Consider the following 16,680-nt stretch of genomic DNA (forward strand, 5'->3'; position numbering starts at 1 on the left):
TGCTGGCGGTGCCGCTCGGGGTGCTGTCGGCGGTGCATCGCGGCGGCTGGATCGACAGCTTCGGCAAGGGGTTTGCGATGCTGGGGCAGGCGATGCCCGGCTTCTGGGTCGGGCTGCTGCTGATCATGGTTTTCTCGGTTCAGCTCAACTGGTTGCCGGCCTTTGGCGCGGGCGGCGTTTCCCATATCATCCTGCCGGCGATCGCGCTGGGCTGGTATCCGGTCGCGGCGCAAACCCGCATCGTCCGGTCGGCGATGCTGGACGTGCTCGACAGCGACTACATCCGCATGGGCCGCGCGCTCGGCGCGCCGGAGCGGCTGCTGGTCTGGAAATACGCCTTCCGCAACGCGGCGGTGCCGCTGGTGACCGTGCTCGGCGTCTACTTTGCCTCGATGCTTGGCGGCGCCTTCGTCGTCGAGGTGATCTTTGCCTGGCCCGGCCTCGGGCGCACCGTGGTGGAGGCGGTGTTCGCGCGGGACTTCCCGGTGGTGCAGGCCGGCGTGCTGTTCACCTCGGTGCTGTTCGTGGTGTCGAATCTGCTGGTCGATCTCAGCTACGGGATCATCGACCCGAGGATCCGGCATGGTTGATATCGACGCCTCGTTTGCCGAGCTGTCCCGGTCGCGCTCGCAGCGCATGATGCGCAGCCTGTTCGGGCGCGGCATCCCGTGGTGGTCGCTGCTGATCTTCGGCCTCGTGGTGATCGCGGCGATCGGCGGCGAGCACGTCGCCCCGCATGATCCGAACGGGCTCGATCTCGGCTCGGCCTTCAAGCCGCCGTCCTGGCTGGAAGGCGGCTCGATCGACAACCTGCTCGGTACCGACAATCTCGGCCGCGACATTTTCAGCCGGATCATCGCCGGCGCGCGCGTCACTCTCACGGTGGCGGTCTATGCCATCGTGATTTCGGGCGGCATCGGCGCGCTGATCGGCATGATCGCCGGCTATTTCGGCAAGATCGTCGATACCCTGATCATGCGTCTGGTCGATATCCAGATGTCGATCCCGTCGCTGGCGCTGGCGCTGGTAATCGCCACCGTGCTGTCGCCGAGCCTGATCACGGTGATCGTGGTGATCTCGATCACCTACTGGACCTGGTACGCCCGCATCATCCGCGGCGAAATCCTGTCGCTGAAGGAACGTGATTACGTCGCGCTGGCCAAGGTGGCGGGCTGCTCGACCGCCACCATCTTCGTCCGTCATCTGCTGCCCAATATCCTGAATACGCTGCTGGTGCTGGCGTCGCTGCAGGTCGGGCAGGTCATTATCTTCGAGGCGTCGCTGAGTTTCCTCGGCCTTGGCATCCAGAGCCCCGACGTGTCGTGGGGGCTGATGCTCGCGGATGCCCGCAACTACATCGGCAATGCCTGGTGGGCGATCACGCTGCCCGGCGTCGCGATCATGCTGACCTGCCTGTCGGCCAATCTGATCGGCGACTGGCTGCGCGACACGCTCGATCCCAAGCGAAGGCAGCTTTGACATGACCGATGCTGCCCCCGTTTCGTTGCCAGTTCCGAAGCCGCCATTGCTCAAGGTCGAGAACCTCAAGGCCTATCTCTATCTCAAGCGCGGCGTGGTGCGCGCGGTGGACGGGGTCGATCTCGAGGTCGCCGAGGGCGAGACGCTGGGGATTGTCGGCGAATCCGGCTCCGGCAAGACCATGACCAGCCTGTCGATGTTGCGGCTGCTGCCGAAGCCGAGCGGCCGCATCGTCGAGGGCTCGATCACGCTCGACGGCACCGATCTGGTGCAACTCAGCGAAGACGAGATGGCGCAGAACTGGCGCGGCCGGCGAATTTCCATGGTGTCGCAGGACCCGCTGACCTCGCTCAACCCGGTGTTCAGCATCGGCGACCAGGTTGGCGCGCCGTTCCGCTACCACAAGCTGGCGAAGGGACGCGGTGCCGTGCGCCAGGCGGTGGAAGCCGTGCTGGCGCGCGTGCGCATCCCGTCGCCGGCCAAACGCATCGATGACTATCCGCATCAATTCTCCGGCGGCATGCGGCAACGCGTGGTCACGGCGATGGCGATCGCCTGTTCACCGCGGCTGCTGATCGCCGACGAGCCGACCAGCGCGCTCGACGTTACCATCCAGGTGCAGATGATGGAGCTGTTCCGCGAGTTGCAGCGCGACAGCGGCCTCGGCATCATCATGATCACCCATGATCTGGGCGTCGCCGCCGGGATCTGCCACCGCATCGCCGTGATGTATGCCGGTCGGGTGGTCGAGAGCGGCGACGTCCGCGAGATCTTCCGCAACCCGGTGCATCCCTATACGCGCGGGCTGCTGAATTCGATCCCGCATCTGGGCCGCAAGCGCCGCCGGCTCGAGGCGATCGTCGGGCAGCCGCCGAGCCTGATCGATCCGCCCCATGGCTGCCGCTTTGCCGCGCGCTGTCCGCGGAAGATGGCGCGCTGCGACGATTATCCGCCGCAGTTCGAGGTGTCGACCGGCCACAGCGCGGCGTGCTGGCTGGCGGAGCCACGGCCATGACGATGACCATGTCCCATCCGGCAAAGGCTAAAACGGCTGCACCCTTGCTCGAGATCCGCAACCTGACCAAGCGCTTCAGCGCGCAGGGCGGCGGCGTGGTACGCGCGGTGGAGAATGTCAGCTTCGCGATCCGCCGCGGCGAGACCTTCGCGCTGGTCGGCGAGTCCGGCTGCGGCAAGACGACGTTGACGAAGCTGGTGCTCGGGCTGGAGAAGCCGACCTCCGGCGAGATCCTGTTTCACGGCGCCGATCTGGCGACGGCGTCGTCGAAGACCATGCACAACTATCGCCGCCAGGCCCAGGCGGTGTTCCAGGATCCCTATTCGTCGCTCAATCCGCGGATGCGCGTCAGCAAGATCATCGCCGAGCCGCTGATGGCCCATGGCATCGGCGACCGCGACAGCCAGCGTGCCCGCGTGCTCGAAATGCTCGACGTTGTCGGACTACCGAAGACCGCCGCCGATTTCTATCCCCATGAATTCTCCGGCGGGCAGCGTCAGCGCGTGGCGATTGCCCGCGCTTTGGCGTTGAAGCCCGCCTTCATGGTGCTGGATGAGCCGATCTCAGCGCTCGACGTGTCGGTGCGCGCGCAGATCCTCAATCTGCTGGCCGATATCCAGGACGAGTTCGGACTGACCTATCTGATCGTGGCGCATGATCTGGCGCTGGTCGAGCATTTCAGCTCCAGCGTCGGCGTCATGTATCTCGGCAGCATGGCCGAGCTTGGCCCGACCGACTCGGTGTTTTCGCAACCAAAACATCCCTACACCCAGGCGCTGCTGGCCTCGGTGCCGCGGCCCGATCCGGACCACCGCGCGCCAATCGGGGTCATTCATGGCGAGATCGGCAGCGCCATGGCGCCGCCGCCGGGCTGCAAGTTTCACCCGCGCTGCCCCTATGCGGCCGATATCTGCCGGACCACGCCGCCGGTCGATCGCGAACTGGCGCCGCGCCAGCTGGTCGCCTGTCACCTCGCCGAGACCATCGTCCCGCCGGTCCAGTCGTCCATCACCCCACCCCGATGAGTACGCTTATGTCACCCCAGCCTATCAACGAAAATGACTACCTCGACACGCTGCGGGGTCTTTACGCGAAGGCCTGGCCGAAGGGGCTGTCGCGCGACACCGTCTATCCGCATGGCGAAAAGCCGTTGACCGAATATCTGCGGATATGGGCACGGCTACAGCCGGACAAGCCGGCCGTGATTTTCTACGGCGGCGTCACGACCTATGGCGAACTTGATCGCCAGAGCGATCTGTTCGCTACCTTGCTGGACAATATGGGCGTGAAGAAGGGCGACCGCGTCTCGGTCTTCATGCCGAACTGCCCGCAATTTCACATCGCGTTCTTTGGCATCCTCAAGCTCGGCGCCGTGCATTGTCCGGTCAGCCCGTTGTCCAAGGCCTACGAGCTCGGCTATCAGGTCGGCGATTGCGGCTCGGAAACCATCGTCGCACTCGATCAGTTGATGCCGGTGGTGCGCGAGGTGTTTTCCCAGACCGTGCTGAAGCGGATCATCGTCACCAGCTTCATCGAAGCCATGCCGGCTGAGCCCAGCCTTCCGGCGCCATCGGCGACACTGGCGCCCAAGATCGCCTGCGCCGACGCCGTCGACATGCTGCCGACGCTGGCGCGGATCGACGCGCCATCATTCCCGGAAGGCGCGTCGCTGGACGACATCGCGGCGCTGAACTACACCGGCGGCACCACCGGCATGCCGAAGGGATGCATCCACACCCAGCGCGACATGATCTACACGGTGGCCTCCAACATTTCGCTGGCACCGCCGCCGTCCAGTTCGGTGTCGCTGAGCTTCTTCCCGGAGTTCTGGATTGCCGGCGAAAACAGCTGCCTGATCTTTCCGGTGTTCAACGGCACCACGCTGGTGCTGCTGACGCGCTGGGATCCGGTCGCGGTGATGTCAGCGATCCAGCTCTACAAGGTCACCGCGACGGCGATGCCGGTCGACGGCGCGCTGGAGATCATGGACCATCCGCGGTTCGGCGAATTCGACCTGACGTCGCTCAGCAATGTGCGCGTGGTGTCGTTCGTCAAGAAACTCAACATCGACTATCGCCGCCGCTGGCAGAAGCTGGTCGGCACGGTGCTGGCCGAATCCGCCTGGGGCATGACCGAGACCCACACCTCGGACAGCTACACCACCGGCATGCAGGAGGATGATTTCGATCTGAAGTCGCGGCCGACCTTTGTCGGCCTGCCGGTGCCGGGTACCGAATTCAAGATCTGTGATTTCGAGACCGGAGCGATCCTGCCGCTCGGCGCGGAGGGTGAAATCTGCTGCCGCACGCCGTCATTGCTGAAGGGCTACTGGAACAAGCCCGAGGCCACCGCCGAGACGCTCCGCGATGGCTGGCTGCATTCCGGCGATATCGGCCTGATCGATACCGACGGCTTTCTGCATTACCTCGGTCGCCGCAAGGAAATGATCAAGGTCAAGGGCATGAGCGTATTCCCCGGCGAGGTGGAAGCCCTGCTCGGGCAGCATCCCGCGGTGGTCGGCAGCGGCGTGGTGCCGCGCGCCGACGAGGAACGCGGCCAGGTGCCGGTAGCCTTCGTGCTGCTGGTGCAGGGCGCCGACGTCACGGCGAAAGCGATCGAGGACTGGTGCCGCGAACGCATGGCTGGATTCAAGGTGCCGGAAGTCCGGATTGTCGATGCCCTGCCAATGACGGCCACGGGCAAGGTCAAGAAACAAGAGTTAGGTAAATTGCTCGATGCGTGAGGGACTTTTCAGGAAACTGCTCATTGCCAACCGCGGCGAAATCGCAATTCGTATTGCGCGCGCGGCGTCCGAGTTGGGAATAGCGACCGCCGCGGTGTATTCCGCCGACGACGCGACATCGCTGCATGTACGCAAGGCCGACGAGGCCCATGCGCTGGGCCGCGCCGGCGCCGCCGCCTATCTCGACATCGAGCGCATCATCGCGGTGGCCAGGCAGGCCGGCTGCGACGCCATTCATCCCGGCTATGGTTTTCTCAGCGAGAATGCCGGGCTGGCGCGGCGCGCGGCGCAGGAGGGCCTCATTTTCGTCGGCCCGTCGCCGGGTGCGCTGCAATTGTTCGGCGACAAGATCGCCGCGCGAAAACTCGCGGCCCAGGTCGGCGTGCCGGTGATTGAAGGAACCATTGGCGAGACCAGCCTCGAGCAAGCGCAGAAATTCTTCGGCGGGCTCGACGGCGGCGCCATGATGATCAAGGCGGTGTCCGGCGGCGGCGGGCGCGGCATGCGCGCGGTGCGCGCGGCCGGCGAGGTGGCGGAGGCCTATGCGCGCTGCCGCTCGGAGGCGAAGGCGGCGTTCGGCGACGACACCGTCTATGTCGAGCGGCTGGTCGAGGACGCCCGCCACATCGAGGTGCAGATCGTCGGTGACAGCAGCGGTGCCGTGACGCATTTTGGCGAGCGCGAATGCACCATCCAGCGCCGCAACCAGAAACTGATCGAGATCGCGCCGAGCCCGTCGCTGTCCGCCGGCTTGCGCCAGCGCATTCTCGACGCCGCGCTGAAACTCGCAGCTTCCGCGAACTACGACAATCTCGGCACCTTCGAATTCCTGGTCGACGCCAGCGATCCCGGTGAAAACGCCTTCTTCGCCTTCATCGAGGCCAATCCGCGGTTGCAGGTGGAGCACACCGTCACCGAACAGGTAATGGGCATCGACCTCGTCGCCACCCAGATCCGGATTGCCGCCGGCCAGACGCTGGATAGACTGGGCTTCGGCAAGGCCTATGTCGCCGCTCCGCGCGGCTACGCGATCCAGCTCCGCGTCAACATGGAGACCATGGATGCCGCCGGCGACACCCAGCCGAGCTCGGGCACGCTGACGGCGTTCGACATGCCGTCGGGGCCCGGGGTGCGCGTCGATACGTTCGGCTACACCGGCTACCGCACCAGTACCTCGTTCGATTCCCTGCTCGCCAAGCTGATCGTCCATTCGGCCTCGCCGAATTTCAGCGACGCCGTGGCCAAGGCCTATCGGGCGGCCTGCGAAACCCGCATCGACGGCGTCGCGACCAACATGCCGTTCCTGCAGGCGTTGCTGACGCATCCTGATTTCGCCGCCAACCGTGTCAACACCCGCTTCATCGAGAAGAATATCGCGGCATTGTTCGCCAGTGCCGCCGTGGCGCATCCGCATCTGTTCTTCGAGCCCGTGGCCGGAGCCGCGGTGGCGGCGTCCGCCGGGGCCCGGCCATTGGCGCCGGTCGGCACGGTCGCCATTGCCGTTCCGCTGCAGGGGACGGTCGTTGTCGTGGCGGTTGCCGAAGGCGACATGGTGCGCCCCGGCCAGCAGATCGCCGTGGTGGAAGCCATGAAGATGGAGCATCTGATCGTCGCGGCTCAGGGCGGCATCGTTCGTCTGGTGGCGGCGAAGATGGGCGACACGCTGTACAAGGATGATCCGATCATCTTCATCGAGCCGACCGATATCGCCGGCGAGCTCGAAGTCGCGGACGCGGCGGTCGATCTCGACACGTTGCGGCCCGACCTCGCCGAGATGCAGGCACGACAGGCCTTCACGCGCGACGAAAATCGCCCGGATGCCGTCGCGCGACGGCGCAAGACCAACCATCGCACCACCCGCGAAAACATCGCGGCGCTGGTCGATGATGGCAGCTTCATCGAATATGGCTCGCTGGCGATCGCCGCCCAGCGCGCCCGCCGCAGCCTCGACGATCTGATCCGCAACACGCCGGCCGACGGCCTCGTCGCCGGGCTCGGTACCGTCAATGCCGGCCAGGTCGAGCTGGACCGCGCGCGCTGCATGGTGGTCGCCTACGACTATACGGTGCTGGCCGGCACCCAGGGCCAGCGCAATCACAAGAAGCAGGACCGCATGTTCAAGCTCGCGGAAGAACTGCGGACGCCGGTGGTGCTGTTCGCCGAGGGCGGTGGCGGCCGGCCGGGCGACACCGAGCGGCTCGGCGTCACCGGGCTGGACGTGCCGACCTTCGGCGCCTTCGCGCGGCTCAGTGGCCTGGTGCCGCTGGTCGGCGTGGTGTCCGGCCGCTGCTTCGCCGGCAACGCCGCGCTGCTCGGCTGCTGCGACGTCATCATCGCGACTCGCGACACCACGCTCGGTATGGGCGGCCCGGCGATGATCGAGGGCGGTGGTCTCGGCGTCTACAAGCCGGAGGAGGTTGGGCCCACCGAGGTGATGGCGCCGAACGGCGTGATCGACGTGCTGGTCGAGGACGAGGTCGAGGCGGTGGCGGCGGCGAAGAAGTATTTGTCGTATTTCCAGGGGCCGATCAAGACCTGGAGCACGCCGGACCAGCGACTGCTGCGCCGGGCGATCCCGGAGAACCGGTTGCGGGTGTACGATATCCGCACCGTCATCGAGACGCTGGCGGACCATGACTCCGTGCTGGAACTGCGCCCGCTGTTCGGCATCGGCATCGTCACCGCCTTCATGCGGATCGACGGCCAGCCTTACGGGCTGCTCGCCAACAATCCCAAGCATCTCGGCGGCGCCATCGACGCCGATGCCGGCGACAAGGCGGCGCGTTTCGTCGCTTTGTGCGACGCCTATGACATCCCGATCGTCTCGCTGTGCGACACGCCGGGTTTCATGGTCGGACCGGAGGCGGAGAAGACCGCGCTGGTGCGCCATGTCTCGCGGATGTTCGTCACCGCCGCCAGCATCACCGTGCCGTACTTCACCGTCGTGCTGCGCAAGGGCTATGGCCTCGGCGCGCAGGCGATGGCAGGCGGCGGCTTCCACGCCCAGAATTTTACCATCTCATGGCCGACCGGCGAGTTTGGCGGCATGGGCTTCGAGGGTGCGGTGCGGCTCGGCTTCCGCAAGGAGATGGAGGCGATCGCCGATCCGGTCGAGCGCGACGCCTTCTTCCGGATGATGGTCGCTAAATTCTACGAGGGCGGCAAGGCCATCAACATCGCCTCGGTGCTGGAGATCGACCAGGTGATCGATCCCTTGGAGACCCGGCACTGGATCAGCAGCGGCCTGCGCTCGGCACCGCAACCGCCGCGTCGCGCCGGGAGGAAGCGGCCCTGCGTCGATGCATGGTAGTCAGGGCGGGATGACAACTCAGCCTCGTACCGCCGGCCCGTCATTGCGAGGAGCCGTTGCGACCAAGCAATCCAGTCTTCTCTGAGGGGCGTCTGGATGGCTTCGCTTTCTGGCAAGGATCGCATGGCCTCGCGGGCCGCTGATCGAAGCGATGATGGCCGACGCGTCGCGATTGCGCTCCCGGTTCAGATCAACGGGAGCGCAGCCATCGCAGACGGGGTTACTTCACGGAAGTATCGATGTTGTCGCCGAAGAATTTCCAGGTCTTGCCGTCGAACCTGGCCATCTTGAACGTATTGTAGGCCGCGTAATCGGTCGGCGTCGTCGAGATGGTGACGCCCGGCAGGAACAGCGGCAGCGAGACCTTGGTCAGATGGGTCGCCTGCCGGACCAGATTTTCCCGGGTCAGATCGTCGCCGCAGGCGCGCAGCAGGATCTCGGTCATCTGCGCCGTGCCATAGCCGATCTGGGTACTGCCATCGATCGGATTGCCCTCCGGATACCACGCCTTCATGAAAGCGAGGTAATCCTTGACGCCCTTGTCATCGTCCCAGGCGGGGTCACCGACGACCTTGGCGGTGAGCGCGGTGATCAGCCCTGTCGAGGCTTCGAAGCCGGCGGGTTCCAGCACCCCGCCGACCGAGCTTCCCACCGAGACCATGAAGTGCGCCGGCTTCCAGCCGAGCGACGCGACCTTGCGGATCGATTGCGCGGCGAATTTCGGGGTTGCGATGGTCAGCAGCGTATCGGCGCCGGATGCTTTCAGGTTCACGATCTGCGAGTCGATGGTCGGCTCGCCGACTTCGTAACTCGCTTCGATGACGATCAGCGACGACTTCGCCCCGAGTCCGTTCTTGAAGCCCTTGAGATAGTCCTTGCCGAAATCATCGTTCTGGTAAATCACCGCCACTTTGGCGTCCTGCATTTCCCGCGCAATGTATTTGCCGTAGATGCGGGCTTCCTGCTCATAGGGCGGATAGAACGGCGTGGTGGTCGGAAAATTCGCCGGGTCATTCCATTTCGAGGCGCCCGAGGTGATGAAGATGTGCGGGACTTTCTTGCCGCTCAGATATTTCTGCACCGCCGAGTTGGTCGGCGTCCCGAGCGAGCCGATGATGGCGAGCACCTCGTCCTGTTCGACCAGCCGGCGGGTCTGTTCCACCGTCTTGGCGGGGCTGTAGCCATCGTCCATCGACAGCAGGGTGACCTTGCGGCCATTGATGCCGCCCTGGCTGTTGACCATCTTCCAGTAGGCCAGCTCGGCCTTGCCGTTGACCCCGTAGCCGGAAGCCGCCCCGCTATAGGGCATGGTCTGGCCGATCCTGATCTCGGTGTCGCTGGCGCCCGCATCATAGCGCTTCTCGGCGGCGAGGCTGGAGGTCGTCAGCAGTCCCGACAGGACAATAGCCATTGCAACCGAACGCATTTCACAAAACCTCCCGAATGATGGCCGCTTGTCGCGGCCTTGCGGTCATTCTAGCGAATTGCCGAGGTTGGGAAATGATTCATTTGGTGCCGGCTGCGCCCGCGCCAGGGTGACCGAGGGCAGTTCGCCGAAGGCGCCAGCGTACCGATGGCTGGCGTGCCGCCCGGCGCGCCGGGATCATCCACGGCGGTCGACTAATCCTTCAAACGATAGACCGCGCGCATGGACCGATGAATGTCATCGAAGTGCTTTTTCCGCGCATCGCTCACGCTATGGCCAGTAAGCCGGGCGATATAGTCCCCCTCTGCATCGAGTGGATCAATTGCGATCATGTCGTTGGGAACGCCCGTGAGGGCGCCCATCGCATCCCGAAGCTGTTTCGCACTCATCGTTAGAACTGACAAGTCTGGCTCCTGCTGTGCCGGCCATGTACTCTCATTCACAAGCATCCATCGACCCGTGCCGGTGATGTCGGCTATTTCGCATAGAGCAAATGGACGCGACTGCCCGCTAGCGGACGTATTGGGTTCACGAAATCGGGGCGGATGGGCTCCTCTCCAGATTGATGCGGATATTTGCAGCAGAGGGCGAAGGACGTCGGCCTGATCAGGCCGTGCGTACCGCGGCAAGGAAGTTTCCGACTTCGACCTGCGGCCGATTACTGTCCGTCGACAGCGAATTTGCCGCGGACAGCACCTGCGAAGACGCCGCCCCGGTTTCATCGGCGCCCCATCGCACGTCGGTGATGTTCGACGAAACCTGTATGGTGTTCAAACGAGCCGCATGAAATAGCCCAGCGGGCATGCGCAGACTGAAAATTCCGCGATGGCTTGGTCAATAGCGGCAATCTCATAGTAAGTATGCGAGATGTTCCAGAATAACCGATCGTAACAAATGGCGCGAGAACTTGCCGAACGAAGGCGGACCAGTTCGCTGGACTATTCATAATATGAGTGCGCCGTGAGGCGTGATGGAAACGAAGATGGCGGCGATCGTTGGTGATGCGATGCTCAGCAAGCCTCAGCCAGCCATTCCTCGTTCTCGGCAAGCTGGATTAGCGAAAGCGCCCGCATCAAATGGGCTCGTGACTGGTCAATATCGCGTTCTTCTTCCATCAGCCGTCCAAGCGCGGCTGCTTTCAGGCGATAGATCGTGGACTGCGCGATCCGGTCTGCCTCGCGTCGGGTCGGGTCGGCGGGAAAGGGGATCAGCTTCATGGTCTACTCCGGTCGTCAAGGCGGGCCGGCATGGCTGCCGTCCGGTTTTTCGTCCGCACATCGTCGGATCGATGCTGGCAACTACAATCCCTGCGAATTCGATTGTGTGTCACTCGACAGCAAATTCCGGAATCCTCGATGTGGTCGACAATTCACTGAACGAGCACTGTCGAACACATCCGAGTGCCCGGCCGTTTCGCGGAAACCGGAAGTTGCCAGCAGCTCCGATCAGTCTTGTATCGTAGGAGAAGGCCGCGCGACGATCTGCCCGGCCGCGAACATAAGTCGCCACATTGATCTATATCAAAGGTGCGCGGTTTTTTCGTCGCTGAGGCATCGGTGCTGAGCAGGCGACGGTTGGCGGCTTTGGCGCAAGCCATAAGCCGAGCTGCTCGGCAGGCGCGCTTCCGCCTAGCCGCGTTCCAGCCCGGCGCCGACATGCCTGGCGATGCGGTCGACGAAGGCGCGGATGTTTGGCACATGGAAGCGGCTGGCCGGCCACGGATGGTCATCACGCCGGGCTGTTCGATCTCGCCGGCGCAGGCACAAGCGAGGTCGAACAGCGGATCGGTGACGCTGGCAGTGAGACTGACCAGCACGGCGCCTCGCGCATGTCGTCGGTGTCGGCCTTGCCGCGCACCGGACGTGGCCGGATCGCGGCGTCACATGGATTTCGCCTGGAGAGACGTTCGCCAATGGGCCCCGCGTTCCCTCAGCAAAGCGTCTCTGACATAAATTGACTCTTGCTGGTCCAGACGCTCGAGCACTTCGAACTGGAAATGGTCCGCTCCGTGCCGACTCCAGCATGTCTGGAGTTCCAGATTCGGATTGGTCCCGAGCCGGAGCGTGAACCAGACGCGGTTTTGAATGGTGTCCAAATTGGGCCACTGTCCCACCCACATCTGGCCGGTCGCCGTGCAGTGGACCACATAGACGCCGCCGATCACCTTGCGTTCCTTGTACGTCGCGACCGCCGCCTTCTTGTCGTTGTTTCTCATCGCCCTTCCTGTCCGCCTGATCCTGGGACCTTCCGACATCCGGATTCCACAGTCGGCGAAGCCAGGATATTATCACCCGGGTGATATTGACAGAGCTATTTTATGCCGGGTATAAATAAGGCGTATTCACCGGCGCCTTTCCGTTCGGGCCGTTTCTGCAGGCCAGCCAGGCTTCGCAGGTCTCCGGCTGGTTCGCCCGGCCGCTGGCCGAGATGCATCTGGCCTCGAACACGGCGACCTGACCCACGGCCGATGCGGCCCGAGGAGCATGAAAATGACAAGCGTCATCGCAAACGGCATCTCCATCGATTATGACAGCTTCGGCTCCAACGACGGCGAGGCCATTCTGTTGATCTCCGGCCTCGGCACGCAGAGAATCCGGTGGTCGATATCGTTCTGCGAGGACCTGGCGGCGCGTGGCTATCGGATCATCCGCTTCGACAATCGCGACGCCGGCCTTTCGACGCATTTTCCGGATTTTCCGGCTCCGGATTTTTCGGCTGTCGCGGCGGCCGTTGCGCAAGGGCGGCGTCCCGACGTGCCCTATACCCTGCGCGACATGGCTGCCGATGCCGTCGGGCTGATGGACGGGCTGTCGATCGGGCGGGCGCATCTCGTGGGGCGGTCGATGGGGGGCATGGTCGCGCAACTGGTCGCGAGCGAATATCCGCGACGCGTGATGTCGCTGACGTCGATCATGTCCAGCACCGGCAATCCCGCGCTTCCATCCGCGGCTCCGGACGTCATGGCGATGCTGACGCGGCCCGCGCCGCATCCGGTCGGGGACGAAGCCGGATTTCTCGCGCACAGCCTCGGTTTCGCCCGACGGATCGCCGGCTCCGGATATCCGTTCGACGAGGAGGCTCATCGCGCTTTGATCCTCGAAGAAACCAAGCGGGCCTATGATCCTTCCGGCTTCGGCCGGCAGATCGCCGCGATTGCCGCGACGGGCGACAATCGTTCACGCCTGGCGAAGATCACCGCCCCGACGCTGGTCGTGCATGGAGCCGATGACCCCCTCGTGGCGCCCGCTGCCGGAATGGACACGGCAAGCTGCATTCACGGAGCCGACCTCATGGTGATTGACGGCATGGGACATGACTTGCCGCCCCATTTGTACAAAAGGGTGAGCGACGCGATCATTGCGAATGCTCTTCGCGCGGCATAGCCACGCGCGCCTGGACATTTGGCCAAGGCACAAGCGGACGTGACGCCATCATGGCGGATGGCAAGTCAATAACGCCGTGTCATTGAGCCAAAGGCGATCGCAGAGAAGTTCAGCGAGTAGGGCGATAGCGAAGCGTATTCTACCGCGCATCCTAAACTGGCGGCGCCGCGCCAATCCGCTCTACGCCTGCTCGGGGTGGAACAGGTATCACAGCTTCCCGCGCCCGACGCCCTCATGGACAAACCCCGTCGCCGCCATTTCCTTCGGCCGGTACACATTGCGCAGGTCCACCAGCACCGGCTGCTTTCTCACGGCCTTCAGTCGCGGCAAATCCAGCGCGCGGAACTGGACCCGTTCGGTGACCATCACCAACGCGTCGGCGCCGGCCGCGCAATCATGGGCGTCGCTGCGATAGGTGATATCCGGCAGCTCCGCTCTCGCGGCGTCCATGCCGACCGGATCGAACGCGCGGACGGTCGCGCCGAGATCGAGCAGGCCGGTGACCAGCGGGATCGACGGCGCCTCGCGCATGTCGGCGGTGTCGGGCCTGAAGGTGAGGCCGAGCACCGCCACCGAAGCATTACTCGGCAGTAAACGGCAGCCGCGCCTTGGCCGAGAAGGTCCAGATACGGGTATTGCTACCCATTCCGCCGAGCTCGGCGCCGACGCCGACGCCGGCGCCGCCGGGGAAGCGGGCGCTGATGCCGCCGGTGGCGCGCGCCGACCATCCCTGCAGCAGCGGCGTTGACGCCAGCGGTTGCTCGGCGGCCAGGATGGTGCCGCTATCCGCCTTGTTGAAATAATAGTCGCCATACAGTCCGGCGAACGGCGTCAGGATGACGTCGCTATCGAGCCACGGCATCGGGTAGGCGGTTTTCAGGCCACCCGACGCGCGGCCGCTGGCGAAATCATGCGTGCCTTGCTGGGTGCCCAGCGAGTCGACATAGGCGTTCTCATGCTCCCACAGCGCGTAGACCTTGGCGGATGGCTCGAGCAGGAAGCCATAGGCCTGGTAGGTCCCGGTGAGGCCGGTCGCAAACATCCAGCGCTGGCCGTTGAAATTGCCCTGCGCGGCGCCCGCGGTGCCGTTATAGCCGATGCCGGAATAGGTCACGGCGGCGTCATAGCGCAGCGTCGGCACGATCTTCCAGCCGAGATAGCCGCCGACGGTCCAGCCATCGCCCTTCAGCCGTCCGTTGATGTCCTGCTGCGTATAGCTGAAGGTTTCCCAGCCGCCGACCACGCCGATCGCGAGGTTTGGCGCGGCCTTGTAGGTCAGTCCCAGCAAGGAATTGACCTGCTGGCCGTAGAGCGAGGCCTGCGTCGCTTGTGGAGCGCCGCCAACGCTCGATGTGCTCCAGCGCTCGAGGCTGGCGCCGCGGACATCCGCCCAGAGCAGCCATTGCTTCGCCTCGCGCCAGGCCGAAGGCGCCTTCGTCGGCTTCTGCGTATCAATCGCGGCGAAGGCATCGTTGATGCGCGAACCGCCGCGGCCGGGCCGGCCCGCGCCGTCGCCGCGGCGTCCGTCCGCGGCAAAGGCGCTGCTGTTGGCGTCGGTCGGCGCAGGAGCGACGGCCACGTCGTTATCGCGCGGATCGGCCGAGAAATTGAACCGCAGCCGGCCGGAGCCCGGCGTGAGGAAGGTGCCGCCATCATTAAAACTCTCGGAGATCGCATCGTCGATCGCGCCGGAGATGGCCTGGCCGGAGGCCTGCGCCACGACCTTGGTGACGTTGAGTTGCATGGCGCGCAGCCTGACGCTGTCGAGCGGAACGTTGACGGTCTGCGCGAGGCCGGGCGAGGTGCTTGCCGCGAAGGTGGGGCTGCCGCCATAGCTCGCGGTGATGGTGTGGCTGCCGACCACAAGCGCCGATGTCGTGAAGGCCGCGACGCCGCCGCTCAGCGCGGCGCTACCGATCGCCGTGCCGTTATCGTTGAACGAGACCGTGCCTGACGGCGTTCCGCCCGCACCGGTGACGGTCGCCGTTAACGTCACCGGCTGGCCGAACTGGCTCGGGTTCAGCGACGAGGACAGGGTTGTCTGCGTCGCCGCCGATAAATATGTGAACCGGTCCCCGGCCGAGGTCGCCGACGTCTGCCCGCTGTTGGTCACGCTGACATCGACCGTACCACTGCCGGCAGGCGACGTTGCCGTGATCGAGGTCGCGGAATTTACGATGTAGCTTGCCGCATTGATCGCGCCAAACTTCACGCCGGCCGCGCCGGAGGTGCCGGCGAATCCGGTCCCGGTAATCGTCACCGTCGTTCCGCCCGTCGCCGGTCCCGAGGTCGGCGACAGCGATGTCGCGGTGGGCGCGCCGAAATAAGTGAACTGGTCCGCCACCGAGCTGGCCGAGCTGCCGCCGGCGGTTGCGACCTTGATGTCGACCGTGCCGGCGCCGGCCGGCGATGTGGCGGTGATCGACGTCGCCGAGTTGACCGTGAAGCTGGTCGCCGCGGTGGCGCCGAAGCTGACCGCCGTCGCCCCTGTGAAGCCGGTGCCGCTGATGGTCACCGAGGTGCCGCCGATCGCAGGTCCTGAGGTCGGGGAGATCGACATCACGGTTGGCGCCGTGGTGTAAGTGAATTGATCCGCCGCCGAAGTTGCGGAGGTACCGCCCGCGGTAGTCACTCTGACGTCCACCGTGCCGGTCCCGGCCGGCGAGGTCGCCGTGATCGAGGTGGCGGAATTTAACGTGAAGCCGGTCGCCGGCGTCGCGCCGAAATTGACCGCCGTTGCGCCGGTGAAGCCGGTGCCGGTAATGGTCACGGAGGTGGCTCCCGCCAATGGCCCCGCGGTCGGCGCGATCGACGTCACCGTCGGCACCGGCGAGTACGTGAAATGGTCGGCCGCCGAGGTCGCCGAGGTGCCGCCCGAAGTGGTCACCGTGACGTCGACGGTCCCCGCAGCCAAGGGCGGTGAGGTCGCCGTGATCGAGGTGGCGGAATTGACCGTGACGCCGGTCGCCGGCGTGCCGCCGAAACTGACCGTGCTCGCGCCAACGATAAATCCGCTGCCGCCGATCGTCACGGTGGTGCCGCCGGCGATCGGACCCGAGTTCGGCGAGACGGAGGTGACGGCCGGCACCGCGATGTAGGTGAACCGATCATTGGCGGAGGTCGCGGAGGTGCCGCCGGCGGTGGTTGCCGTGACGTCGATGGTCCCCGCCCCCCCGGCCGGCGAGGTCGCCGTGATCGAGGTGGTGGAATTGACCGTGACGCCGGTCGCAGGCGTGCCGCCGAAACTGACCGTGCTCGCGCCAACGATAAATCCGCTGCCGCCGATCGTCACGGTGGTGCCGCCGGCGATCGGACCCGAGTTCG

At 65.0% G+C, this 16,680-nt stretch carries 12 protein-coding genes and 2 pseudogenes; 7 read left to right on the forward strand and 7 right to left on the reverse strand.

Annotated features, from left to right (window positions below; all coding sequences use genetic code 11):
* The 6 genes from Q0S16_RS24260 to Q0S16_RS24285 all read left to right on the forward strand — a co-directional run.
* On the forward strand, window positions 1–590 hold a 590-nt coding region (locus Q0S16_RS24260), incomplete at its 5' end, for an ABC transporter permease (RefSeq protein WP_295854398.1).
* The gene (locus Q0S16_RS24265) at window positions 583–1,479 is read left to right on the forward strand and encodes an ABC transporter permease (RefSeq protein ID WP_295854399.1); all 897 of its coding nucleotides are present in this window, start codon (window positions 583–585) and stop codon (window positions 1,477–1,479) included. The genes Q0S16_RS24260 and Q0S16_RS24265, both read left to right, overlap by 8 nt.
* Before the next feature lies 1 nt (window position 1,480).
* Window positions 1,481–2,494, forward strand: coding sequence for an ABC transporter ATP-binding protein (locus Q0S16_RS24270; RefSeq protein WP_295854400.1), 1,014 nt, complete (start codon window positions 1,481–1,483; stop codon window positions 2,492–2,494).
* Window positions 2,491–3,519: an oligopeptide/dipeptide ABC transporter ATP-binding protein gene (locus Q0S16_RS24275; RefSeq protein ID WP_295854401.1), complete on the forward strand. Its 1,029-nt coding sequence runs from the start codon at window positions 2,491–2,493 to the stop codon at window positions 3,517–3,519. The genes Q0S16_RS24270 and Q0S16_RS24275 overlap by 4 nt, the downstream gene beginning before the upstream one ends.
* Before the next feature lie 8 nt (window positions 3,520–3,527).
* Window positions 3,528–5,237, forward strand: a complete 1,710-nt coding sequence (locus Q0S16_RS24280) for an AMP-binding protein (protein WP_295854402.1) — start codon at window positions 3,528–3,530, stop codon at window positions 5,235–5,237.
* Window positions 5,230–8,547: a carboxyl transferase domain-containing protein gene (locus Q0S16_RS24285; protein WP_295854403.1), complete on the forward strand. Its 3,318-nt coding sequence runs from the start codon at window positions 5,230–5,232 to the stop codon at window positions 8,545–8,547. The genes Q0S16_RS24280 and Q0S16_RS24285 overlap by 8 nt, the downstream gene beginning before the upstream one ends.
* Window positions 8,548–8,767: 220 nt before the next feature.
* Here Q0S16_RS24285 and Q0S16_RS24290 read toward each other — a convergent pair whose 3' ends face one another.
* From Q0S16_RS24290 to Q0S16_RS24305, 4 genes are all read right to left on the reverse strand, one after another.
* The gene (locus tag Q0S16_RS24290; protein WP_295854404.1) at window positions 8,768–9,973 is read right to left on the reverse strand and encodes an ABC transporter substrate-binding protein; all 1,206 of its coding nucleotides are present in this window, start codon (window positions 9,971–9,973) and stop codon (window positions 8,768–8,770) included.
* A gap of 194 nt (window positions 9,974–10,167) precedes the next feature.
* Window positions 10,168–10,377, reverse strand: coding sequence for a hypothetical protein (locus tag Q0S16_RS24295; protein ID WP_295854405.1), 210 nt, complete (start codon window positions 10,375–10,377; stop codon window positions 10,168–10,170).
* A 606-nt stretch (window positions 10,378–10,983) separates the two neighbouring features.
* On the reverse strand, window positions 10,984–11,190 hold the full coding sequence (locus Q0S16_RS24300) for a hypothetical protein (protein WP_294941767.1): 207 nt from the start codon (window positions 11,188–11,190) through the stop codon (window positions 10,984–10,986).
* Window positions 11,191–11,852: 662 nt separating this feature from the next.
* Window positions 11,853–12,188, reverse strand: a complete 336-nt coding sequence (locus Q0S16_RS24305; protein ID WP_295854407.1) for a GIY-YIG nuclease family protein — start codon at window positions 12,186–12,188, stop codon at window positions 11,853–11,855.
* Between the two features lie 274 nt (window positions 12,189–12,462).
* Between Q0S16_RS24305 and Q0S16_RS24310 the strand changes: the two genes are divergently transcribed.
* Window positions 12,463–13,356, forward strand: coding sequence for an alpha/beta hydrolase (locus tag Q0S16_RS24310; protein WP_295854409.1), 894 nt, complete (start codon window positions 12,463–12,465; stop codon window positions 13,354–13,356).
* A 207-nt stretch (window positions 13,357–13,563) separates the two neighbouring features.
* Here Q0S16_RS24310 and Q0S16_RS24315 read toward each other — a convergent pair.
* The 3 genes and pseudogenes from Q0S16_RS24315 to Q0S16_RS24325 all read right to left on the reverse strand — a co-directional run.
* A pseudogene (locus Q0S16_RS24315) lies at window positions 13,564–13,932 on the reverse strand (UDP binding domain-containing protein); the annotation flags it as partial.
* A 4-nt stretch (window positions 13,933–13,936) separates the two neighbouring features.
* Window positions 13,937–16,126 (reverse strand): IPT/TIG domain-containing protein, encoded by a 2,190-nt coding sequence (locus tag Q0S16_RS24320; protein ID WP_295854411.1) that lies wholly within the window; start codon window positions 16,124–16,126, stop codon window positions 13,937–13,939.
* A 123-nt stretch (window positions 16,127–16,249) separates the two neighbouring features.
* Window positions 16,250–16,648, reverse strand: a pseudogene (locus tag Q0S16_RS24325) (IPT/TIG domain-containing protein); the annotation flags it as partial.
* Window positions 16,649–16,680 lie beyond the last annotated feature (32 nt).

The organism is Tardiphaga sp. (genome assembly GCF_025356345.1).
In the GTDB taxonomy this organism is placed as follows: Bacteria; Pseudomonadota; Alphaproteobacteria; order Rhizobiales; family Xanthobacteraceae; genus Tardiphaga.